The 22,841-nt window shown below is 75.2% G+C and carries 17 protein-coding genes; 2 read left to right on the top strand and 15 right to left on the bottom strand.

All coding sequences use genetic code 11. The features are described from left to right. Window positions 1–5 precede the first annotated feature (5 nt). Window positions 6–686, top strand: a complete 681-nt coding sequence (locus D9C15_RS13205; protein ID WP_127997926.1) for a response regulator — start codon at window positions 6–8, stop codon at window positions 684–686. After that, the gene (locus tag D9C15_RS13200) at window positions 683–2,023 is read left to right on the top strand and encodes an ATP-binding protein (RefSeq protein ID WP_127997924.1); all 1,341 of its coding nucleotides are present in this window, start codon (window positions 683–685) and stop codon (window positions 2,021–2,023) included. Before D9C15_RS13205 ends, D9C15_RS13200 begins: the two co-directional genes overlap by 4 nt. 8 nt (window positions 2,024–2,031) lie before the next feature. Here D9C15_RS13200 and D9C15_RS13195 read toward each other — a convergent pair whose 3' ends face one another. The 15 genes from D9C15_RS13195 to D9C15_RS13125 all read right to left on the bottom strand — a co-directional run bounded on the left by D9C15_RS13195 (window position 2,032) and on the right by D9C15_RS13125 (window position 22,833). Beyond that, entirely contained in the window at window positions 2,032–8,769 is a 6,738-nt protein-coding gene (locus D9C15_RS13195) for a response regulator (protein WP_127997922.1), read from the bottom strand. Window positions 8,770–8,842: 73 nt separating this feature from the next. Continuing rightward, complete coding sequence (locus D9C15_RS13190) at window positions 8,843–9,478, bottom strand: tetratricopeptide repeat protein (RefSeq protein ID WP_127997920.1); 636 nt, start codon at window positions 9,476–9,478, stop codon at window positions 8,843–8,845. Continuing rightward, window positions 9,475–10,281, bottom strand: a complete 807-nt coding sequence (locus tag D9C15_RS13185) for an SDR family oxidoreductase (RefSeq protein WP_127997918.1) — start codon at window positions 10,279–10,281, stop codon at window positions 9,475–9,477. Before D9C15_RS13185 ends, D9C15_RS13190 begins: the two co-directional genes overlap by 4 nt. After that, window positions 10,278–10,952: an iron-containing redox enzyme family protein gene (locus D9C15_RS13180; RefSeq protein ID WP_127998792.1), complete on the bottom strand. Its 675-nt coding sequence runs from the start codon at window positions 10,950–10,952 to the stop codon at window positions 10,278–10,280. Before D9C15_RS13180 ends, D9C15_RS13185 begins: the two co-directional genes overlap by 4 nt. 5 nt (window positions 10,953–10,957) lie before the next feature. Next, window positions 10,958–12,436, bottom strand: coding sequence for an AMP-binding protein (locus D9C15_RS13175; RefSeq protein ID WP_127997916.1), 1,479 nt, complete (start codon window positions 12,434–12,436; stop codon window positions 10,958–10,960). Beyond that, window positions 12,433–13,053 (bottom strand): thermostable hemolysin, encoded by a 621-nt coding sequence (locus D9C15_RS13170; RefSeq protein ID WP_240668400.1) that lies wholly within the window; start codon window positions 13,051–13,053, stop codon window positions 12,433–12,435. The genes D9C15_RS13175 and D9C15_RS13170 overlap by 4 nt, the downstream gene beginning before the upstream one ends. A 111-nt stretch (window positions 13,054–13,164) precedes the next feature. Next, window positions 13,165–14,397 carry a glycolate oxidase subunit GlcF gene (gene glcF / locus D9C15_RS13165; protein ID WP_127997912.1) on the bottom strand — a complete coding sequence of 411 codons (1,233 nt, stop codon included), beginning with the start codon at window positions 14,395–14,397 and terminating at the stop codon, window positions 13,165–13,167. 12 nt (window positions 14,398–14,409) lie between these two features. After that, the gene (locus D9C15_RS13160) at window positions 14,410–15,123 is read right to left on the bottom strand and encodes an LrgB family protein (RefSeq protein ID WP_127997910.1); all 714 of its coding nucleotides are present in this window, start codon (window positions 15,121–15,123) and stop codon (window positions 14,410–14,412) included. Beyond that, complete coding sequence (locus D9C15_RS13155; RefSeq protein ID WP_127997908.1) at window positions 15,123–15,467, bottom strand: CidA/LrgA family protein; 345 nt, start codon at window positions 15,465–15,467, stop codon at window positions 15,123–15,125. The genes D9C15_RS13160 and D9C15_RS13155 overlap by 1 nt, the downstream gene beginning before the upstream one ends. Before the next feature lie 4 nt (window positions 15,468–15,471). Continuing rightward, window positions 15,472–16,560, bottom strand: coding sequence for a glycolate oxidase subunit GlcE (gene glcE / locus D9C15_RS13150; protein ID WP_127997906.1), 1,089 nt, complete (start codon window positions 16,558–16,560; stop codon window positions 15,472–15,474). Between the two features lies 1 nt (window position 16,561). Further along, window positions 16,562–18,085, bottom strand: a complete 1,524-nt coding sequence (locus D9C15_RS13145) for an FAD-linked oxidase C-terminal domain-containing protein (protein WP_205854793.1) — start codon at window positions 18,083–18,085, stop codon at window positions 16,562–16,564. 138 nt (window positions 18,086–18,223) lie between these two features. Then, entirely contained in the window at window positions 18,224–19,105 is an 882-nt protein-coding gene (locus D9C15_RS13140) for a LysR substrate-binding domain-containing protein (RefSeq protein WP_127997904.1), read from the bottom strand. A 4-nt stretch (window positions 19,106–19,109) separates the two neighbouring features. Further along, on the bottom strand, window positions 19,110–20,306 hold the full coding sequence (locus D9C15_RS13135) for an FIST signal transduction protein (RefSeq protein WP_127997902.1): 1,197 nt from the start codon (window positions 20,304–20,306) through the stop codon (window positions 19,110–19,112). A gap of 10 nt (window positions 20,307–20,316) precedes the next feature. Next, window positions 20,317–20,976 (bottom strand): PhaM family polyhydroxyalkanoate granule multifunctional regulatory protein, encoded by a 660-nt coding sequence (locus D9C15_RS13130; protein WP_127997901.1) that lies wholly within the window; start codon window positions 20,974–20,976, stop codon window positions 20,317–20,319. Window positions 20,977–21,033: 57 nt separating this feature from the next. Next, window positions 21,034–22,833, bottom strand: a complete 1,800-nt coding sequence (locus tag D9C15_RS13125; protein WP_127997900.1) for a TraB/GumN family protein — start codon at window positions 22,831–22,833, stop codon at window positions 21,034–21,036. Between the last annotated feature and the right edge of the window lie 8 nt (window positions 22,834–22,841).

Genomic DNA, 22,841 nt, shown 5'->3' with positions numbered 1-22,841 from the left:
TCCCCATGCGCGTGCTGATCGTCGAGGACGACCCGTTGCTGGGCGACGCGCTGGCGGCCGGGCTGCGCCAGCTCGGCCATGCGGTCGACTGGTTCCGAGACGGCCAGCGCGCCGACGCCGCGCTGGCCGGTGCCGAGTACGACGCCGTCGTGCTCGACCTCGGCCTGCCCGGCGGCGACGGCATGCACTGGCTGGCGCGCTGGCGGGGCAGCGCGCGCCACGAGGTGCCGGTGCTGATCCTGACCGCGCGCGACGGCGTCGAGGACCGCATCGCCGGGCTGGACGCGGGCGCCGACGACTACCTCGTCAAGCCGATCACCGTCGACGAGCTCGCGGCGCGCCTGCGCGCGCTGGCGCGCCGGCGCAGCGGGCGCAGCAAGTCGGTCTGGGAGCATGGGGCGCTCAGCTTCGACCCGGCCGCGCGCAGCGTCGTCTGGCAGGGTAGGCCGGTCGAGCTGACGGCACGCGAACTCGCGCTGCTGGAGGCCCTGATGGCCAACCCCGGGCGCATCCTCTCCAAGGCGCAGCTGCAGGAGAAGCTGTACGACTGGGGCGAGACGCTCGAGAGCAACACGCTCGAGGTGCACGTGCACCACCTGCGCCGCAAGCTCGCGCGCGACGTGGTGCGCACGGTGCGCGGCGTGGGCTATGCGCTCGGCGCGGCGCAGGGCGGCGACGAAGCGTGAGCCTGCGACGCCGCCTGCTGCTGTACCTGCTGATCAGCGCGCCGCTGGTCTGGGGCGTCGCGATGCTGCTGTCGCTGCGGGCCGCGCGCCACGAGGTGGACGAGCTGTTCGACACCGAGATGATCCGCCTGGCGCGCCAGGTTCAGGTGGCGGTGGCGATGCCGGTAGGCAGCACCGCGCCGCTGCCGGCGGACGCCGGCTCCAGCGGCGAGGCCGACATGCGCGACCTGGCGATCGCGGTGTGGGACGCGCAGGGCCGGCTCGGCGTGGCCGACCGCGAGGGCGTGCTGCTGCCCTACCGGAGCGAGGCGGCCGGCTTCGTCGACCTGCAGATCGAGGGCGAGGCCTGGCGTGTCTACTACCTGCAGTCCTTCGACGGCAGCCGGCTGGTCGCCGCCGGCCAGCGTGTCTACGAGCGCGACGAACTGAGCTACGACCTGACGCTCTCGCAGCTGCTGCCCTGGCTGGCGATGCTGCCGATCCTGCTGGTCGCGATGGCCTGGGCGGTGCGGCGCTCGCTCGCGCCGGTCGAGCAGCTCAGCGCGGAGCTGCGCGCGCGCGGCGCCGACGAGCTGCAGCCGGTGCGTGTCGAGACCGCGCCGATCGAGCTGCGCCCGCTGCTGGACGCGATGAACGGCCTGTTCCGCCGCATCGAGGCGGTGCTCGCGCACGAGCGCCGCTTCACCGCCGATGCGGCACACGAACTGCGCACGCCGCTGGCCGTGCTGCGCGCGCAGTGGGACGTGCTGCGCCGCGCCGCGCCGGGCGCCGAGCGCGAGCGCGCCGAGGCGCAGCTCGACCGCGGACTGGCGCGGCTGGACCGGCTGGTGACGCAGATGCTGGCGCTGGCGCGACTGGAGTCGGGCAGCTCCGCCGTGGCGCAGCGCGACATCGCCTGGCCGGAGATCGTGGCCCAGGCGATGGGCGACTGCCTCGCGCTGGCCGAGCGGCGCCGCGTCGAGCTGTCCTGCGAGGGCCTGGAGGGCGGCGCGCGAGCGCCGCTCGCGTTGCTCGGCGACCCCGACCTGCTCACCGTGCTGCTGCGCAACCTGCTGGACAACGCGGTGCGCTACGCGACCCCCGGATCCACCGTCGTGCTGCGTTTCCGCGAACATGCGCTCGAGGTCGAGAACGACGCGGAGCCGATCGCGCCGGCGCAGTTCGAGCGGCTCGGCGAACGCTTCCACCGCGCCGAAGGGCAGGACGAGTCGGGCAGCGGGCTCGGCCTGTCGATCGTGCGGCGTGTCGCGGCGCTGCACGGGCTCGCGGTGCGCTTCGCGCCGCGCGCCGACGGGCGCGGCTTGAAGGTGACGGTGGGTTTCGAGCCGGCGGGCTGACGAGCGCGTCAGCGTCGCGCCGTGGCGGCCGCGGCCATCACCTCCGGGTCGGCCCGCAGGGCCGCGACCAGCGGATCGAGCCGGCGCGACACCAGCGCCAGCCGAGCGTCGATCTCGGCCGGCGTCGCGTCGTGCAGGCTGGCCTGCTCGAGCGCGCCGGCCGCCTCGGCCAGCTCGGCCGCGCCCAGCGTGGCGGCCACGCCGCGCAGGTCGTGCGCCAGCCGGACGGCGTCCGAGGCATCGGGGCCGCCGTGCGCGGCACGAAAGCGCGCCACGAAGTCCGCCTCGCGCAGCGCGAACATGCCCAGCAGCCGCCGGTGCAGCGCCTCGTTGCCGCCGAGCAGGTCCAGCGCGCCGGCGCTGTCGATGCCGGGCCAGCGTCCGGCCGGCGCAGCGCCGCGCGCCGGGACCCATCGGGCCAGGGCGCCGAACAGCTCGTCGACCCGGATCGGCTTGGCCACATGGTCGTTCATGCCCGCGGCCAGCACCGCCTCGCGGTCGCCGGCCATCGCGTTGGCCGTCATCGCGATCACCGGCAGCTCGCGCCAGCGCGGGTCCTGCCGCAGCGCGCGGGTCGCGGCATAGCCGTCCATCACCGGCATCTGGCAGTCCATCAGCACCACGTCGAACGGCCCCTGCGCCAGGCGGGCGAGCGCCTGTTCCCCGTCGCCGGCCACCTGCACCTGCAGCCCGGCGCGGCCCAGCATGTCGCGCGCCAGCTCCTGGTTGATCGGGTTGTCCTCGACCAGCAGCACCCGGGTGCCGGCCAGGCGCGCGGCGTGCGCGGCCAGCGCCTCCTCGCGCCGCGCATCGCGCGAGGGCACGCGGCCGGGCACGTGCAGCGCGGCCAGGCAGGCGTCCAGCAGCGTCGAGGCCGTGACCGGCTTGACCAGCGTGGCGGCCACCCGCACGCGCTCGGCCGCCAGGCGGCGCTGCACCTCCTCGCGCGCAAACGCGGTCAGCATCAGCACCGTGGGCGGCGGATGGCGCAGCGGCAGCACGGCGATGCGCCCGGCGCAGCCGATGCCGTCCAGGCCCGGCATGCGCCAGTCCAGCAGCACCAGCCGGTAGGGCCGGTCGGCCGCGTCGGCGGCCGCCACCGCCTGCACCGCCGGCGCGCCGTCGTCGGCCGCATCGGTGTCCAGGCCGAGCGAGCGGCACATGCGCTGCAGCAGCTCGCGCGCCATCTCGTTGTCGTCGACCACCAGCACCCGCGCCCCGCGCAGTTCGTGCGGCAGCGCCGCCTCGGGCTGCGCCGCGGGCCCGGGCCCGGCGAGCCCGAAGCGCGCGTCGAAGTGGAAGCAGCTGCCCTGGCCGGGCGTGCTGTCCACGTCGAGCTCGCCGCCCATGCGCTGCACCAGGTGGCGGCTGATGACGAGCCCGAGCCCGGTGCCGCCGAAACGCCGGCTGGTCGACGCGTCGGCCTGGGAGAAGGGCTGGAACAGCCGCGCGCGCTGCGCGGGGGCGATGCCGATGCCGCTGTCGCGCACCTCGAAGCGCAGCCGCACCGCATCGGCCGGGCGCTCCAGCTCGCGCACGCTGATCACGACGCTGCCGCGCTCGGTGAACTTGACCGCGTTGCTGCCCAGGTTCAGCAGCACCTGGCCGAGCCGGGAGGGATCGCCGCGCAGCTGCACGGGCACGTGCTGCGGCAGGTCGAGCAGCAGCTCGAGGCCCTTCTCCTCGGCCTTCAGCACGAGCAGCCCGGCGACATGGTCGAACACGTCGCCGAGCGAGAACGCGATGTCCTCCATCTCGAGGTGCCCGGCCTCGATCTTGGAGAAGTCGAGGATGTCGTTGATCACGCCGAGCAGCGATTCGGCCGAGCGGTGCACCTTCTCGACGTAGTTGCGCTGCTGCGCCGCCAGCGGGCCCTGCAGCGCGAGCCACGACATGCCGATGATCGCGTTCATCGGCGTGCGGATCTCGTGGCTCATGTTGGCGAGGAACTCGCTCTTGGCCTGGTTGGCCGCCTCGGCGGCGGCGCGGGCGCGCTGCTCGGCCTCGGCGCGGCGGCGCTCGCTCAGGTCGAGCACGAAGGCGACGCCGTGGTCACTCGAGCCCTCCAGCAGCGCGGCGCCGATCAGCACCGGCAGGCGCGTGCCGTCGCGCAGCAGGTACTCCTTCTCGTAGGCGGCGCAGGTGCCGCGCCGGCGCAGCTCCTCGCCGGCCTGGCGGTCGCGCTCGCGGTGCTCGGGCGGGGTCATCGCGGCCCAGTCGATGCGGCCGGCGAGCAGGTCCTCCCGGCTGCAGCCGATCATCTGCAGGAAGGCGCTGTTGGCCTCGCTGATGCGGCCGTCGAGCGACCAGAAGAACACGCCGATGATGTCGGACTCGACCAGCCGGCGGAAGCGCGCCTCGCTGCTGCGCAGCGCCTGTTCGGCGCGGCGCCGTTCCTGGATCTCCCGGTCGCGCTCGGCGTACAGGGCGGCGTTCTCCAGCGCGATGGCGGCCTGGCCGGCGAGCAGCTCCAGCACGCCCTGGCGCGGCGCGGTGAACACGCCGGGCAGCTCGCGGTGCTCGAGGTACAGCGCGCCGACCACCGCGCCGCGGTGCAGCAGCGGCAGGCACAGCAGCGCGCGCGGCGCGGCGGCCGCGAAGTAGGGGTCGGCCTCGAACGCGTGCGCGGCGTGTGCGTCGCCCAGCAGCACCGGCGTGCGGCTGCGCTCGACGAAGTGCAGCAGGGTGCCGGGCAACGCGGCGTCCGGCCCGGCCGGATCCGCCTGCACGTGGATGGCCTGGTCGCGCACCTGCGCGAGTGCGGCCAGTGCCAGCCCGGTGCCGCCGCGCGCCAGCAGCAGCGCGCCGCGCTGCGCGCCCGACTGCTCGAGCACCACGCGCAGCAGCGTGTCGACCAGCTCGCTGAGCACCAGCCGGCCGGAGATCGCCTGCGCCGCCTTGGCGATGGCCAGCTGGTCGAGCGCCGCGGCCGGCGCCGCGGGCACCGCCGGGCGCAGCTGCGGATGGCGCGCCTCGAGCTGGCGCAGCTTGGCGGCGGCGCCCCGGCGTTCGTAGTGGCGCCAGGCGTCGCGCAGGTAGGCCTCGGCGATCACCGCGTGGCCGCGTGCGCGGTGGAACTGCGCCGCCAGCTCGCTGGCCAGCGCCTCGGTGTGCACGAAGCCGCCGGCGCGTGCGGCGGCGAGCGACTGCTCGTACAGGTCGGTCGCCTCGGCGTCGCGGCCGTCCAGGCGGGCGATCTCGGCCGCCACCAGCCGGTGCTTGTCGGAGAACGTGGCGGGGTTCACCTCGGCCCATTCCGCCAGCTGCGCCAGATGCGCCTGCAGCCGGGCGCGCCAGGGGGCACCTGCTGCCCTGTCGGCCGGCTCGCCCTGCGCTGCCAGCGCGAGCGCGCTGCAGCAGTGGTAGGTGAGCAGCTGCAGGTGCGCGGTGGCCGACCAGAGCAGCGGCTGCGCGCGTTCGGCATGCGCCAGGGCGGCCGCCGGGTCGCCGGCCAGCAGGCTGGCCTCGAGCCGCAGGATCCAGTGGAAGCAGGCCATCGTCGCGGTGCGCCGGTCGCCGAGCCCGGCCTCGAAGGCCGCCGCGTCGAAGTCCGGGCCGTCGAAGCGGTCCGGTGCGGCGGTGCGGCCCTGCAGCGCGGCGATGAAGCGCAGCTGCGCGACGATCATGCCGGCCACGTCGTCGAAACGGGCCGCGCGCACCCGGGCGAGGTGCTGCTCGGCCTCGCGGGCCACCGCGTCCAGCGGGTCGTGGCGCAGCAGCAGGAAGCCGACCACCTGCGAGCGTGCATAACAGGCGAAGGCCGTGTCGCCGTCCTCCTCCGCCAGGGTGGCGGCGCGGCGCATCGCCGCGACGGCCTCGTCCAGCGGGCGCGTCCAGCCGGCCACCAGGGCGCGCGCATAGTGGATCGCGGCCCGGCTCGCCCCGGCCTCGCCGCGCTCGGCCAGCCGGCCGGCGAGCTGAACGAAGCGCTCGCCCTCGTGGTAGCGGTGGAACACCGGCCCGAGCACGACGCCGAAGAAGGCGCAGGCATGGGCGCTGGCCTCGGTGCGGCCGCGCTCGAGCATGAGCCGGACCATGCGGCACAGGATCAGGCAGTAGGCGCGGAAGTCGGTGAAGTAGGCCGGCCCGAGCAGCACCGAGAGCAGCTGCGTGGCCTGCCGCAGCTCGGCGTCGGTCGACAGCGGCAGTTCGGCCAGCGTCTCGGGGGCACGAGTGTCGAGCCGGCGCCGGACGGCCTCGAACTCGGCCTGCACCTGCGCGTCGTCCGGGTGCGCCTCCAGCGCGATGCCCAGGCTGCGCAGGCAGGCCAGCGTGCTCTCGACCGCGCTGGCATTCTCCGAGCGCAGCACGTGCAGCTGGAGCTGCCGACGCTGCAGCGTCGCCGCGTCGAGCGGCGACGCGGCCAGCGGCCGGGCCTGCTGCACCAGGGCCTGCGCGCCGTCGAGGTCGCCGGTGGCCAGCGCGCAGTCCGCGCGCCCGAGCAGCAGCGCCAGGCGCCGCGCCGCGGGTGCCTCGCCGCACAGCGCCAGCGTGTCCGCGTACAGCTCGGCCGCCAGGGCATGCGCGCCGGCCGCGCGGGCGCGGCGCGCGGCGCGTTCCAGGCGATCGGCGGCGAGCGCCCGCTCGGGGCCGGCGAGCGCGTCCGGCCTGGCATGCCGGTACTGCGCCGCGATCTCGAACAGCCGCCCGGTGCGTGACGCGGCATCGGCGTCCAGCGCGCGCGCCAGCTGCAGGTGCAGCGCCGCCCGCTGCGGCGCGGGGATGGATTCGTAGGCGGCCACGCGCAGACCGTCGTGCAGGAAGTGTCCGCCGTCGCCGGCCAGCACCAGCAGGCCGGCATCCGCGGCCGCCTGAAGGTGCTCGCGCAGAACCTCCGGGCTCTGCGCGCCGGCGCGGGCCAGCGTCGCCAGATCGAAGCGTTCGCCCAGCGCGGCGGCGAGCTGCGCCGCCGCGCGCGCCGGCGGCGCGAGCCGGTCGAGGCCTTGTGCGGCCAGGCCGACCGCGCCGTCCGGCACCGGCGTGGCCTCGATCCCGGCCAGGTCCCAGTGCCAGGCGCCGGCGCCAGGGTCCCAGCCCAGCAGGCCGGCATGCCGCAGCGCCTCGACGCACTGGACGAAGAGGAGCGGATTGCCGCCGCAGCGTGGCCCGAGCAGTTGCGCGAGCGGGGCCGCCTGCGGCGATGGGATGCCGAGCGTGTCGGCCAGCAGCGCGGCGAGTGCGTCGGGCGCGAGCGCCCCGAGCCGGATCTCCACCGGCGCCGCCACGCTGCCGCGCAGTTCGTCGAGCGCGGCGCCGAGTGCGGCATCGCCGGCGGGGGCCGGCCCATCGTCGCACCAGGCCAGCACCAGCAGCAGCGCCGCGCCTTCCTCGGCCGGGTCGTCGTGCAGCAGCGTGGCCAGCAGCGGCAGGCTGGCCTCGTCGGCGTGGTGCAGGTCGTCCAGGAACAGCACCAGCGGCCCGATGCAGCGGGCGCTGGCGTGCAGCAGCCGGCGCAACGCGAGCCGGAGCTGCTGCGCTTGGCCGCCCCGGGTCGGCGCGCCGGCGCCGGTGCCGAGCAGCGGCGCGAGTTCGGGCGCCAGCTCGAGCAACGCGGCGGCCGCGCTGCCGAGCGCGCCGGTCAGGCGCGCGCGCGTCGCCGCCAGCGTCGCGTCGCTGCCGGCCAGCAGCGGTGGAACGAGCTGCTGCAGGGCGTCGCGCCAGGCGGCCTGCGGGAGCTCCCGGCCGGACCGGTCGAAGCGGGCCGCGATCATCACGCCGCCGAGCTGCGCGACGGCCTCGCGCAAGCTGCCCGCGAGCGCCGACTTGCCCGTCCCGGCCGGCCCGCGGATAGTCGCCAGCCCGGGCCGGCGCCCGCTGGCCGCGGCATCGAGCGCGTGCCGCAGCGCCGCCGTCTCCGCCTCGCGCCCGTAGAGCCGGCGCGGCCACTGCAGGCGGCCGCCGGCGTCGTGTGCGTCGAGCACGAACGGCTCGATGCGGCCGTGCGCCTGCCAGTCCGCCTCGGCCTGCGCCAGGTCGGCCAGCAGGCCCCGGGCACTGCGGTAGCGCGCCTCGGGCGACTTGGCGAGCAGCTTCATCACCAGGGCCGACAGCGCGGGCGGCACCCCGGGCCTGCGCTCGGCCGGCGCCGCCGGCTGGCGGGCCGTATGGCAGTGGGCCCACTCGAGCGGATCGTGGGCGACGAACGGCGGCGCGCCGCACAGCATGCGGTAGAACACGACGCCGAGCGCGTAGAGGTCGCTGCGCGCATCGACCGTTCCGGCGAGCCGGCCGGTCTGCTCCGGCGACAGGCCGGGCCAGTCGGCATCGGCATCCGGCGGCGGCGCAACCAGGCCGGCCGTCTCGGGCACGGCGCGGCTCGCGTCGATCAGCCGGATGCGCTGCTGCGCCGGGTCCACCAGCCAGTGGGCCGGACGCAGGTCCCAGGCGATCAAGCCCCTGGCATGCAGCGCGGCCAGCACCTGCGCCATCTGCTGCGCCAGGCGCAGGAACAGCGGCGGCGCCAGCGGGCCCTGGTCGAGCAGGGTCTCGAGCAGGAGGCCGGGCAGCGGGTCGAACACCTGCAGCAGCCCGGCGGGCGTGTCGGCCAGCGCGCGCGGTGCTGCGATGCCGGGGGACTCCAGGCCCCGCAGCAGCGCGAACTCGGTGCGGCGCCGCTGCGTGTCGGCCGCGTCGCCCCGGCTCAGCTTCACCAGCACGGGCGCCCCGTCCGGCAGGTGGGTCGCGCGATGCAGCGTGAACTCCGCGGTACCGCCTGCCGGCGCGTCGAGATGATGGGTGAGGTCCATGTCCGCCCGGTCATGCTAGTCCCGAAACGCCGCAGACCCCTCAGCATCGGCCCGGGGGAGCGCCGGGCCCGGATCAGCGTGCGGCGCGCGCTTTCTCGAGCAGGGCGCGGGCCTCCTCGCGCCGGCCGGTGTCGGCCACCTGGCGGCCCGGACGCGGCGGCGCCGCGAGGGCGCGCTCGAGGTAGGTGGCGGCCTCGGCCGCGTGGCCGGTCTCGAGCAGGAACTCGCCGTAGAAGTAGTTCGGGTCGATGCCGTTCGGGTTGATCTGCAGGGCCTTGCCGATCAGCTCGCGCGCCTTGTCCTTGTCGCCGAAGCCGATCGGCCAGCCCGGCACCTTGTAGTACAGCACCCCGAGGCTGTTCAGTGCCGAGCCCTCCAGCGCACTGGCGTCGATGCGGATCGCGTTCTCGTACAGCGCCTTGGCCTTCTTGACCAGCGAGAGCGCGCCCAGCCCGCCCTTCTCGCCGGCCCAGGAGCTGACGATGATGCCTTCCCACACCAGCGGCTCGCTGCGCTGCGGATTCGCCTCGCTGAACTCGTGCGCCTTCGCGGCCAGCGCCTCGAAGCGCTTCTCGCGCTCGGCGGCGGGGGTCTGGTAGCGAATCAGTTCCCAGTCGTGCTGCAGCATGACGATGCCGTCCTCGAGCGGGCCGGCGCGGCCGACGGTCGGGGCGAGCAGCAGTAGGAGCAGGGCGAGGCGGCGGATCATGACGAGGTCTCCATCGAAGGGGGCAGGCTGGCGCGGTGCTTGTCGAAGGCACCGTCCAGCAAGGTGGGCACGAGCGAGCCGACGCGCACTGCCAGCTGCTCGGGCCAGCCGAGAAAGCGTTCCGCCGCGCCGCTCTCGAGCAGCTCGGCCAGCGCGGCGGCCACGCGCTGCGGGTCGTCCACCGCGGTGCCGGTGGCGCGGTTGTAGGCGTCGACGCGGCCGTCGTTGAAGCCGGTGCGCGTGCTGCGCGGGCCGAGGTACTGCACACGCACGGTGCTGCCGCGCAGCTCGCGGCGCAGCGCCTCGGCGAAGCCGCGCAGGCCGAACTTGCTGGCGCTGTAGACGCTGTAGCCGGGCAGGCCGAGCCGGCCCAGCACCGAGCCGACCTGGATCACCTGCGCCGCCGGGCGGCTGCGCAGCCAGGGCAGCAGCGCCTGCGTCAGCCGCATCGGCACCACCAGGTTGGTGTGCAGCACCTGCTCCAGGTGCGCGGCGCCGAGCGCCTCGAGCCGGCCGAAGCTCGGCACGCCGGCGTTGTTCACCAGCACGTTGGCCTGCCACTGCACCGCGGCCTCGCACAGCCCGGCCAGCGCGGCCGGGTCGTCCAGGTCGGCCGGGTGCCAGTGCAGGCGTGCGCGCCGCGCCGCGCTGTCGCCCAGGCTGCGCGCCAGCGCGGCCAGCCGGCCCGGCGAGCGCCCGGTCAGCATCACGGCGGCGCCGCGCGCGAGCAGTTCGGCCGCCACGGCCTGGCCGATGCCGCCGGTCGCGCCGGTCAGCAGCACCCGGGCGTCGGCGGCCTTCATGCCAGGGCCTCCACGGGTTCGGGCAGCGGCAGGCTGCGGAACACGTCGCCGTAGAGGCGGTAGAAGGCGCGCGCCGCATGCACGATCGCGGCCTGGTCGGCCGGGTCCTCGATGCGGTCCATCAGCAGCGCGAAATGCGCGGTGTGTTCGCGGTCCAGCGTGCCGTGCGAGCGCAGGTAACTGAAGGCGCGGTCGGGGAGGCGCAGGTGGGCCTGGATCTGGTCGGCCGCCTGCAGCGCGAGCGCCACGCTGGTGCCCTCGAGCACGTGCACCATGCCGAGGAAGCCGAGCGGGTTGCCGCGCGCGATGGTGTCGTAGGCGTAGGCCACCATCACCTCGGTGGCGTGGCCGGGCCGGCCGTGGCGCACCGCCTGCGCGTCGGCGCCGCAGGCCGCGATGTCGTCCAGGATCCACTCGTCGTGGCCCTGCTCCTCCTCGACGTACTCGTCCAGCGCCGGGCCCAGCCAGGGCGCATGCCGTGCCGGCAGCGCGGCCCGGCAGGCGCGCAGCAGCGGCACGGTGTGGCGCACGTGGTGGTACGCCTCGGTCAGGAAGGCCACGTAGCTCGGCAGCGACACGCGCCCGGCCAGGCAGCCCTGGATGATTGGGGCCGCCACCAGGCCGGCCCGGGCCGCCTCGGTGTCGCGCAGCAGGCGCTGGAAGAACGGGATGTTGCTCATGGGGTCTCCAGGGCCGGCGCGGCGAGGCCGAGCGCGGCCGCGTGCAGGGAAAGAATGGCCGCGCGGCGCGGCCGGCCGTTCGGCGTGGCCATGCCGCCGCTGGCGTCGAAGGGGCGCGCGCCGCGGCACCAGCGCTGCACCCGCGCGTAGTCGGGCAGCTGCGCATTGGCGCGCGCCACCGCGGCCTGCAGCGCCGCGTCGGGCAAGGCCTCGCGGGTCGGCCAGAGCACGGCGCTCAGGGCGGGCTCGCCGTCGCCGAACACCACCGCCTGGGCCACCGCGTCGTCGCCGCGCAGCGTGGTCTCGACCCACTCCGGGCTGACGTTGCGGCCGTAGGCGGTGATCAGCACCTGCTTCTTGCGCCCGTGCACGTGCACGAAGCCGTCGGCGTCGACGTGGCCGAGGTCGCCGCTGCCCCACCAGGCCGGCACCGGTGCGGACTCGCCCAGGTAGCCGAGGAACAGGCTGCCGGCGATCTCGATCTCGCCGTCGGCGGCGATGCGCAGGCGCGCGTGCGGCAGCACGCGGCCGGCCGAGCCGGGCCGCTGCGCGCCCGGCAGGTTGAGCGTCTGCACCGAGGCGGCCTCGGACAGGCCGTAGCCCTCGCAGGCCGGGATGCCGAGGGACTGCGCGGCCTCGATCAGCGGTGCGCCGACGGCCGCGCCGCCGACGGCGACGAGGCGCAGCGATTCCGGCGCGCGGCGCGTGTTGCCGCGCAGCCAGCCGACCCAGGCGCGCAGCATCTGCGGCAGCAGGATCAGGCTGTGCGGCCGGGTGCGCTCGACCACGGCGTGCAGGCGCGCCGGATCGAACGACGACGCGCCGGCCAGGCCGATCTCGGCCAGCGGCAGCGCGATGGTCGTCGCGCCCTGCGTCAGCGGCGCCAGCACGCCGGCGATGTTCTCCAGCAGCAGCGCATAGGGCAGCGCGCTCAGGTGGCGCGTGATGGCCAGCGCTGCGGTGGCCTGGGCCAGGCCGTCGGCCACCGCCTGCTGCGCCGCGGCCCCGAGGCAGACGCCCTTGGGCGTGCCGGTCGTGCCGGAGGTGAAGGTGAGCTTGGTCGTGCCCGGCGGCAGGGCCACGGGCGCGGCCGGCAGGCGCAGCCAGGCGAGCGGGGTGCCGGCCAGGCCGAGGTCGGCCGCCGGCAGCGATGCGAAGGCGGCGGCATGGGCGGGGGCGAGCAGCAATGCATCGGCCCCGGCGGACTGCAGCGCATGGCGCAGCTGGGCGGGTGTGAAGAAACCCGGCAGCGGCAGGTGCACGCAGCCGGCCTGCGCCGCGGCGAGCTCGGCGACGATCCAGGGCACGCCGTTGTCCAGCAGCGTGGCCAGCACACGCACGCGGCCTTCGTGGAGGCGCGTGGCCAGGGCTTCGACCTCGGCGAGCAGCTCTTCGGCGTGCCAGCCGCGCGTGCCGTCCTCCAGCACCACGCACCCGGCATGGCGCCGCAGCGCTTCCAGCACCGGCAGCGTCATGCGCCCTGCTCCTGCGCGATGCGGCGCGCCAGGCGGCGCAGGGCGAGCGGCAGGTGGCCGGCCAGCACCACCAGCTGGTGCTCGTAGTAGTCGCCCCAGTCGGCCGCCTCGGCGCCGAGCATGGCCGCGTCGGCGCGGCCGAGGGCCAGCGGCGTCACGCCGATGCGCACGAACAGCGCGCGCAACTCCTCGGTCAGCGTGCTGACCACCCACTGGCAGCCCTGCGCCGCCAGGTGCGGGCCGAGCAGCAGGATCAGGCGCCGGCCTTCGCCGGCGCGCGCCGCGGCGAGGTGGCCGACCTCGACGATGCCGGCACGCGCCGGCGCCTCGCCGGCATGGCGGGCCAGCGCGACCTGCACCGGCTCGTCCAGGTAGCGCTCCAGGAACAGCGTGTCGGTTGCCGCGCTGCGGTAGCCGGCGGCCGCGGTGATGTGCCCGTCGGCATCGCGCAGGCTCACCAGCTGCGGCGCGAAGCGGCGCAGCACGGCGCCGAAGCGCTCGGCATAGACGGTGCGGATGAACTGCTCGACCTCGGCGCGCTGCGCGTCGTCGCGCCCGTGCAGGCGCAGCGTGCCCGGCGCCGGCACGGACCGGGGTTCCTCGTCTCGACAGGCCATCGCCATGCATGCTCCCGCAGGCGCCGCGGTGGCGCCGTGTTCGATGCAGGCATGCTCGGCAGGGCGGGTTAGCCCTGCCTTAAGCGCCGGCGGCCGATCGTGAGCAGGTGTTCAGGCCAGGCATTCGTCCACGATCTCGACCCAGTGCTTCACCGGTGTCTGCGTGCCCGACTGCAGGTGCTGGATGCAGCCGATGTTGGCCGAGGCGATCACCTGCGGCTGCAGCGGCGACAGGTTGGCGAGCTTGCGGTCGCGCAGCTGGGTCGAGAGCTCGGGCTGCAGCACCGAGTAGGTGCCGGCCGAGCCGCAGCACAGGTGCGCCTCGCTGGCGGCCAGCCTGACGTCGAAGCCCAGCTCGGCCAGGCCGGCCTCGACGCCGCCGCGCAGCTGCTGGCCGTGCTGCAGCGTGCACGGCGGATGGAAGGCGATCTGCGACAGGCCGCGGCGCTGCAGGCGCGGCTTGAGCCTGGGCACGATCTCGGGCAGCAGTTCGGAGAGGTCGCGCGTCAGCGCCGAGATGCGCGCGGCGCGCTCGGCGTAGGCCGGATCGTCGCGCAGCGCGTGGCCGTAGTCCTTCACCGTCGCGCCGCAGGCCGACGCGTTCATCACGATCGCCTCCACCGTGCCGGCCGAGACCAGCGGCCACCAGGCGTCGACGTTGCGCCGCATGTCGGCCAGGCCGCCGTCGTGGTCGGCCAGGTGGGCGCGCAGCGCGCCGCAGCAGCCGGCGCCGTCGGCCACCAGGGTCTGGATGCCTGCGGCGTCGAGCACGCGCGCGGTGGCGCTGTTGACGTTGGGCATCATCGCCGGCTGCACGCAACCCAGCAGCATCAGCACCTTGCGCGGGTGCGTGCGCGTCGGCCAGCGGTGCGCGCGGTCGCCCGCCGCGGCCGGGACCTTGGACTTCAGCGCCGCGGGCAGGAAGGGCCGGGCCAGCCGGCCGAGCGCCAGCGCGGGCTTGAAGGCCGGCGACGTGAGGCCCTCTTTGAGCATCCAGCGCACCGCCTTCTCCTGCGCCGGGCGCTCGACGCGCTGCTCGACGATGTGGCGCCCGATGTCCACCAGGCGACCGTACTGCACGCCGCTCGGGCAGGTGGTCTCGCAGTTGCGGCAGGTCAGGCAGCGGTCCAGGTGCTGCTGGGTGGCACGCGTGACCGGCTTGCCCTCGAGCACCTGCTTCATCAGGTAGATGCGGCCACGCGGGCCGTCCAGCTCGTCGCCGAGCAGCTGGTAGGTGGGGCAGGTGGCGGTGCAGAAGCCGCAATGCACGCACTTGCGCAGGATCGCCTCGGCCTCGCGGCCTTCGGGCGTGTTCTGGAACTCGGGCGCGAGCGTGGTCTGCATGGTGGGTGGGGCTCAGAGGAAATGGGCCAGCAGCGGCATCAGCAGCGCGGCAAGCACCGCCTGCAGGCCGAGCGCGAGGCCGGCATAGGCGCCGGCGTCCGGGTGGACCTGCATCGCCCGCGCGGCGCCGATGCCGTGCGAGGCGGTGCCGAGCGCGAAGCCGCGCTGCTCGGGTGCGCCGATGCGCAGCGCGTCGAACAGGTACTTGGCGCCGATCGCGCCGGCCAGGCCGGTCAGCACCGCGAACACCGCGGCCAGCGCCGGGATGCCGCCGAGCGATTCGGCGATGCCCATGGCCACCGGCGCCGTCACCGACTTGGGCGCGAGCGAGCGCAGCACCTCGCCGGGCAGGCCGAGCGCCCAGCCGAGCGCCACCGCGCTGCCGGCAGCCGCCGCGCCGCCCGCCAGTGCGGCGCCCAGCAGCGCGACCGCGCGTGCGCGCAGCTCGTGCCGGCGCTGCCACAGCGGCCAGGCGAGCGCCACCACCGCGGGCCCGAGCAGGAAGTGGATGAACTGCGCGCCCGAGAAGTAGCTCGGGTAGGGCGTGTTCGTCAGCGTCAGCAGGGTGGCCAGCATCAGCACCGTCCACAGCACCGGGTTGGCCCAGGGGGCCTGCCCGGCGCGCTGGTACAGCGCCTGCGCCAGCACGTAGGTGACCAGCGTCGCGGTCAGCCCGAACAGCGGCGTGGCAGAGAGGTAGACCCACAGCTCGACGACCTCGTGCATCAGGCACGCCTCCGCAGCGCCGCGCGCAGCACCAGCGCCGTGACGGCCAGGCCGACGAAGGTGGAGGCCACGATCACCAGCAGCATGCGCAGCCCGTACTGCGCGAGCAGCCCGAGGTGCGTCATCACGCCCACGCCGACCGGCACGAACAGCAGCGAGAGGTGGGCCAGCAGGGTGTCCGCCGCCGCGGCCACCGGCGTGCGCACCGCCTCGAAGGATAGCGCCGCGAGCATCAGCAGCAGCCCGAGCACCGGGCCGGGCAGCTTCAGCTCGAGCAGGCGCGCCAGCGCCTCGCCGAGCGACTGGGCCAGCAGCAGCCAGGCAAGGCCCCGCAGCACGAGCATCTGCTCAGAGCCCCGGGTAGAGCCGGCCGGCGTTGAACACGCCCGAGGGGTCGAAGGCCTTCTTCAGCTCGCGGTGGATGCGGTCCAGCGGCGCCTTCAGCGGCGCGAACGCGCCGGCGGACTTGTCCCGCGCGCGGAACAGCGTCGCGTGGCCGCCCGCCCTGGCGGCCGCGTCGCGCACCGCGGCGGCACCGACGCCGCTGCACAGCCAGCGCTGCGCGCCGCCCCACTCGACCAGCTGCTCGCCGGGCAGCGCCAGCACCGGTGCGGTCTGCGGCACCGACAGGCGCCACAGCGCGGCGCCGGCCTCCACCGCGGCGGCCGCCTTGGCGAAGAACTCGTCACCGTGGTCGCGCAGGCCGTCCCAGAACGGCGCGGCGTGGGCCGGCTCGATCAGCTCGCCGCCGAGCGTCGCGATGGCCGACTGCACCGCCGCGAAGGCGCCGCGCAGGCGCACGAGCAGGGTGCCGTCCCACCAGGCGCTGGCGTTGATCGGCAGTGGCTGGCCGCCCCAGCGGTTGAGCCGGTCGAGCGCCTGCGCCTGGTCCATCGAGAAGCGCAGCGTCGCCGTGGCCGGGGCCACCGGCAGCACCTTCAGCGAGACCTCGAGGATCACGCCCAGCGTGCCCAGCGAGCCGGCCAGCAGGCGCGCCACGTCGTAGCCGGCCACGTTCTTCATCACCTGGCCGCCGAAGCTGAGCACCTCGGCGCGGCCATTGAGCAGCGTGGCGCCGAGCACGTAGTCGCGCACCGAGCCGACCGCCGCACGCGCCGGGCCGGCCAGCCCCGCGGCGACCATTCCGCCGACCGTCGCGCCGGGCGCGAAATGGGGCGGCTCGAAGGGCAGGCACTGACCCTGCTCGGCCAGCGTCGCCTCCAGCTTGGCCAGCGAGGTGCCGCAGCGCGCGGTGACGACCAGCTCGGTCGGTTCGTAGCTCGAGATGCCCTCGAGGACGCGCGTGTCCAGCGGCTCGCCGACCGGCACCTCGCCGTAGAAGGCCTTGGTGCCGCCGCCGCGGATGTCGAGTTGCGCGCCGGCGGCCTGGGCGCTGAGCACGCGGTCGATCAGGATCTGCAGCGCGGGGTCTTTCATGTCAGAAGCGCGGAATGTCCGCGAACGGCAGCAGGCCGCGCGAGACATGCATCTTCCCGTACTCGGCGCAGCGGTGCAGCGTCGGGATCACCTTGCCCGGGTTGAGCAGCTCCTGCGGGTCGAAGGCACGCTTGAGCGCGAGCATCTGCTCGCGCTCGGCCGGCGCGAACTGCACGCACATCGAGCTGAGCTTCTCGACGCCCACGCCGTGCTCGCCGGTCACCGTGCCGCCCAGGCGCACGCTGGTCTCGAGGATGTCGGCGCCGAACAGCTCGCAGCGGTGCAGCTGGTCGGGGTCGTTGGCGTCGAACAGGATCAGCGGGTGCAGGTTGCCGTCGCCGGCGTGGAACACGTTGCAGCACTTCAGCTCGTACTTCTTCTCCATCTCGGCGATGGCGAGCAGGATGTCGGCCAGGCGCTTGCGCGGGATGGTCGAGTCCATGCACATGTAGTCGGGGCTGATGCGGCCCGAGGCCGGGAAGGCGTTCTTGCGCCCGCTCCAGAACTTCAGGCGCTGCGCCTCGTTCTCGCTGACCGCGATGCCGGTCGCGCCGCTGGCCTTCAGCACCTCGACCATGCGGGCGATCTCTTCCTCCACCTCTTCGGGCGTGCCGTCGCTCTCGCACAGCAGGATGGCCTCGGCCGTGAGGTCGTAGCCGGCATGCACGAAGTCCTCGACCGCGGCCGTCATCGGCTTGTCCATCATCTCCAGGCCGGCCGGGATGATGCCGGCGCCGATCACGTCGGCCACCGCCGCGCCGGCCTTGCGGATGTCGTCGAAGCTGGCCATGATGCAGCGCGCCAGCCGGGGCTTGGGCACCAGCTTGACGGTGACCTCGGTGATCACCGCCAGCATGCCCTCGCTGCCCACCAGCACGCTCATCAGGTCGAGCCCGGCGGCGTCGAGCGCCTCGGAGCCGAACTCGATCGCCTCGCCCTCGATCGTGAAGCCGCGCACGCGCAGCACGTTGTGGATCGTCAGGCCGTACTTCAGGCAGTGCACGCCGCCGGAGTTCTCGGCCACGTTGCCGCCGATCGTGCAGGCGATCTGGCTCGAGGGGTCGGGTGCGTAGTACAGGCCGTGCGGCGCCGCGGCCTCGCTGATCGCGAGGTTGCGCACGCCGCACTGCACACGCGCCGTGCGGGCCAGCGCGTCGAGCTTGAGGATGCGGTTGAACTTCGCCAGGCTGAGCGTCACGCCCAGCTTGTGCGGCAGCGCGCCGCCCGACAGCCCGGTGCCGGCGCCGCGCGCCACCACCGGCACGCCGAGCCGGTGGCAGGTGCGCAGCACGGCGGCGACCTGCTCCTCGGTCTCGGGCAGCGCCACCACCAGCGGCTGCTGGCGGTAGGCCGTCAGCCCGTCGCATTCGTAGGGGATGGTGTCCTCGCTGTGCCACAGCAGCGCGTGCGGCGGCAGCAGCGGCGCGAGCTCGGCCACGACCTCGGCGCGGCGCGCCGCGCGGCCGTTCGTCGCGACGCCGCCGGCGAGGCCGAGTTCGGCGGGCATCGTGGTCGGTGCGTTCATCGGACGTCCTTCGGATCGCGTGGCCGACTGTAACGCGCCCGCTGCGCGCCGCCCGTCGATCGGGACGCGACTGTAGGGCCGGCGGCGGGCGCTGCGCGTGAAGTCTGTTGGCGCCGCGCGTGAGGATTCTTCAGGGCGTCAGCTCAGCGCCTGCTTCAGCCAGTCGACGAAGGCGGCGCACTCCCAGCGCTCCAGCGCGCCCGGCTTCCAGCACAGGAAGTGGTGGTTGGGCGACGGCACCGAACGCGGCGAGAGCCGCACCAGCCGCCCGTTGGCCAGCCAGTCGCGCCCGAGCTTCAGGCGCATCAGCGTGACACCGAAGCCGGCCGCGGCGGCGTCGAGCATCAGGCCGACGTCGTTGAACTGCGCGCCCTCGCGCGGCTCGGGCAGCGCGATGCTGCAGGCGCGGAACCAGGTGTTCCAGGATTCGAGCGGGCTGCGGATCAGACGCGCGCGGCTCACCTGCTCGAGGGTGTCGAAGCCGTCGAAGGGCCCGGCCTCGTGCAGGTATTCCGGGCTGCACGCCGGCACCACCTCGTCGCTGAGGATGCGCAGCTGCTCCACGCCGGCGTAGGGGCCGGTGCCGTAGCGCACCTCCAGGTCGGCCTCCTCGGCCTTCACGTCCAGCAGCGGGATCGCCACCTGCAGGATCAGCTCGACGTCCGGGTAGGCATGGCGGAACAGCGCCAGCCTGGGCAGCAGGATCTGGCGCGAGAAGGTCGGCGTCACCGCCAGGCGCAGCCGCACCGGTCCGGCGGCGTGCCCCTGGCCGGGCAGCTGCTGCAGCGCCTGCAGGCCCTCGCGCACCCGCGCCAGGTAGGCCGCGCCGTCGGCGCTCAGGCTGAAGTCGCCGCGCGCGAACAGCCGCACGCCGAGCTGCGACTCGAGCTGGCGCATGCGGTGGCTCACCGCGCTGGGTGTCACGCTCAGTTCGTCGGCCGCCAGGGTGACGCTGCGCAGCCGCGCCAGCGCCTCGAAGCTCTGCAGGCAATGGATCGGCGGGATGCGGCCGGCCGCCATGGCCTCAGCCGGCCGACGTGAAGACCGTCAGCACCCCGGTGTAGCCGTACAGGTGGTGGCGCGCGATCTCGCCGTTGGCGAAGAAACCGACCAGTGGCACGTCGCCGAGCGCGCGGCGCACGATCTGCAGCTCGGCCGAGGGCGCGCCGAAATGCGGCCCGCCGCGGCCCGAGCAGCTCACGTAGACGGCGCCGCGCACCGTGGCGGCGGCCGGCTCGGCCGCGCCGCCCTGCAGCAGCGCCGGCTCGTGCGCGGGGGCGAGCTCCTCGCGGATCTCGGCGCAGATGCGCACCAGGTCGCGCCGCGCCGCCTCGGTGTGGCGCTGGCAGAAGGCCAGCTGCTGGCCTGCCTCGGGCTGGTCGGCCACGGCGATGCCGCGCTGCGCCGGGTCCAGCCCGATCAGGTGGCGCACCCGAGTGTCGGGGCCGAACGCGCCCGGCCGCGCCAGGCCGTCGGCGCCGTCGGCCGGATCGGACAGGCCCACCAGCGTGCGGCGGATCTGCGGCAGCGCCTCGCGCGGGTCGCGCCCGGGCAGGCCGAGGTCGGCCAGCAGGCAGTCCAGCGCCGGCGTGCCGTCGAGCCGCGTCACCACGTTCTGCTGCACCGCGGTGATGGTGCGGCGCGGGCCGATCGGCTGGCAGCCCTGGGTGACGCGCGAGACCAGCGCCACCTCGGGGCCGAAGGCGACGCCCGACAGGCCGCCCTGCAGCACCGCGTCGGCGATGGTCACGGTGCGGCCGCGCGAGGAGGCCAGCCCGCCGAACAGGTAGCCGCTGTCGGTCTTGCCGCTCAGGTCGGCCAGCAGCTCGGGCAGGTCCGGCGTGCCGGGGTCGGCGTGCACGAGCGCGGCATGGGCCGCGAAACCGCCCAGCGGCCGGGTGCCGGAGAAGAGGCGGAAGTCCGACACCGGCAGGTCGGCCAGCATCAGCGACAGGGCCGGCTCGTCGACATACTCGACGCCGCTGGCCGCCACCCCGATGCCGACGCTGCCGACCCAGGCCACGCCCGGCCAGCGCTTGCGCAACTCGGCCAGCAGCGCCTCGGCCTGGGTGGCGTAGTGGTCGGTCAGGTAGACCCAGCCCAGCGTCGGCGTCCAGCCCGCCTCGCGCGCGCGCTGCTGCGCCTCGAGCTGCGGCTGCACCATCGCCAGCGCGAGGCGCCAGTCGGGGTGCGTCGCGTGGGCCTGCAGGAACGGTTGCATCGCGCGCCCTTCAGCTCCCCGCGGCCGTGGCGCGCTTGCGCGAAGCGGCCTTGCCGGCCGCCTTGCGCGCCACGGCGGCCGGCATGCCGGCGGCCTTCTTGAGCGTCTGGCCGGCGGCGTCGACGCTCTGCTTGACCATCGCGCCAGCCAGGTTCTTGGCGGCGTCGCTAGCGCTGTCCTTCATCGCGCTGGTGGCGAGCTGGGTGAACTGCTTGGTCAGCGCGCCCCACCACTGCATCGGGTCGACCACGCCCGGCGGCTCCGCCTTGGCGGCGGCCGTCTTGCGCGCCGGTGCCGGCTTGCGCCTGGCCGTCGTCGCCGGCGCCGGCGCCGGCTCGGCCGACCTGGGCGCCGTCTCGGCCGGCGCGGGCATGCGGATCTGCAGCGATTCGCGCAGGTCCTCCATCTGCACGTTCATCGTCTTCAGCGTCGACAGCGTCATGCGCTGCACCTCGAGCGCCTGGATGGTGGCGCCGAGCATGCGGGCGTTCTGCTCGAGCCAGAACTGCACCGTGCGCAGCTCCTCGATGCGCTTTTCCAGCTCCTCGGGGTTGAGCGTCGGCGCGACCCACTGGCCGATGTTGGGCAGCGCGGCCCCGGCGTTCTTGACCAGGCCCTGCAGGAAGTCGAAGCCGGGGACGAGCTTGGTGAAGTTGGCGGCGTCGGCCATGGTGTCTCCTCTGGGTGTGGTTCTGGGGTGCGCAGGCATTGTGCGCCCGGGCGCGCCTCAGCGCGACAGTTCGAGCAGCCGCGCCAGCCGCGTGTCGTCCGGCCGCTGCGGCGGCGGCTGCCCGGACAGCAGCGCGTGCGCCTGCGCGAACCAGGGCCGCGCCTCGGCCGGGCGGCCGAGGGCGAGCAGGTTCTCGCCCAGCTCCTCGCAGACCCAGCCGTCGTGCGCGCCGTCGGCCGCCAGCTCGCGCGCCAGCGGCTGCAGGATCTCGAGCGCCTCGGCATGCCGGCCGAGCCGGCGCAGCGCCCAGGCCACCGCCCAGCGCGCCACGCGGATCTCGGGGCGCTCGCCCGCGCGCTCGCGCGCCGCCAGCGCCTGGCGGAAGCTCTCCAGCGCCTCGCCCGGCCGGCCGGCGTCCATCAACGCCATGCCGAGGTTGTGCGCCAGCGAGGCCTCCCAGCGCCGCGCACGCGGGTCGGTGCTGCCGCGGGCGCGCTCCAGCGCGCGCCGGCCCCCCTCGATCTGCAGCGCCGGGTCGGGCTCGACCAGCGCGACCATGTGCATCGCGTCGATCGCGAGCTCCGGCAGGCGGGCCCCGTCGGCCTGCGCGAGGGCGTGCTCGAACAGCGGCCGGGCACGTTCCGGCGCACCGGCCGAGCGCCACAGGCGGCCGCGCTCGAGCAGCGCGCGCACGCGCGGCTCGGCGCCGGCGCCGGGCAGCGCGCCGGCCAGGCCGTCGAGCAGCGCATGGCCCTCGTCGAAGCGCCGCCGCAGGCCGAACGTGCGCGCGATCTGGGTCTGCAGCACCAGCGCCGCGTCGCCGCCGGCACGCTGCAGCGCGGCGCGGAAACGCTCCTCCGAGCGCGCCGGGTCGGCGAAGTCCCACAACGCGCGCAGGTCCAGCGCGGCGGGCTCGAACACGACGCGCTCGACCCGGTAGCCGCGCTGCGCCATCAGCGCGGGCAGGCCGTGCACGCCGATCATGTGCAGGCTGCCGACCGCGGCGAACACCCGCGCGCCGCCCGCATGCAGCGCGTCGACGCGCTGCGCCAGCACCGGGTTGCGCTCGTCGAGCAGGCGGCGCATCGCGGCCACCTCGGCCGGCGTGCCCAGGCACTGGCACCACTCGGGGTAGGCGCTGAGCGTGGCCAGGTCGCCGTCGGCCCACAGCTGGGCCAGGCGCGCGAGCATCGCCTGCGAACGGCCCGAGTCGAGTTCGCGCAGGCCGCTGTCCAGCAGCGCGACCAGGTCGCCCGGCGGGCCGCCGCCGATCGCCTGCAGCTGCTCGCGCGGCGTCTCCAGCCCGACCACGCGCTGGCCCTGGCTGCGCGCCCATCCGGCCAGGAACAGGTCGACGCCGTAGATCGCCTCCAGCCCCTGGCGGCGCGCGGCCAGCATGGTCAGCGCGGCGATCTTCATCTCCGGCCCGAGGCGGCCGAACAGCGCCGGGTCGGCGCACTCGTCCTGCGCGCGGCGCTCGAGGCGGCGCTGCAGCGCGGCCGGCAGCGGCGCGCCGCCGCCGCCCTCCATGCCTTCGGCCATGTGCTGCGCGGTCTGCGGGTCGAGCAGGTCGAGCTCGAGCGCCAGCGTGTCGCTGGCGCCGAGCGCCTCGCGCACGCGCGGACCGGGGAACATCCAGTCGCGCCGCGCCACGTGCAGCGTGCCGTAGAGGTGCGAGACATGCCCGTCCTTCTCGATGCGCCACAGGAAGCCGCGGTCGCGCGCCTGGCGCAGGCCTTCGGCGGCCATCTCGAGGCTGGGCGGGGCCACCGGCGGCGGGCAGTCGGGGGCCTGGGCGCGCAGGATGCCGGGCAGCCCGGCGAGCAGCACGAGCAGGCAGCGGCGCAGCAGCGTCATCGTCGTCG

Source organism: Piscinibacter defluvii (genome assembly GCF_004011805.1).
In the GTDB taxonomy this organism is placed as follows: Bacteria; Pseudomonadota; Gammaproteobacteria; order Burkholderiales; family Burkholderiaceae_C; genus Piscinibacter; species Piscinibacter defluvii.
Note: the sequence above shows the minus strand (reverse complement) of the source record. Positions and strands in the feature narration are given on the sequence as shown.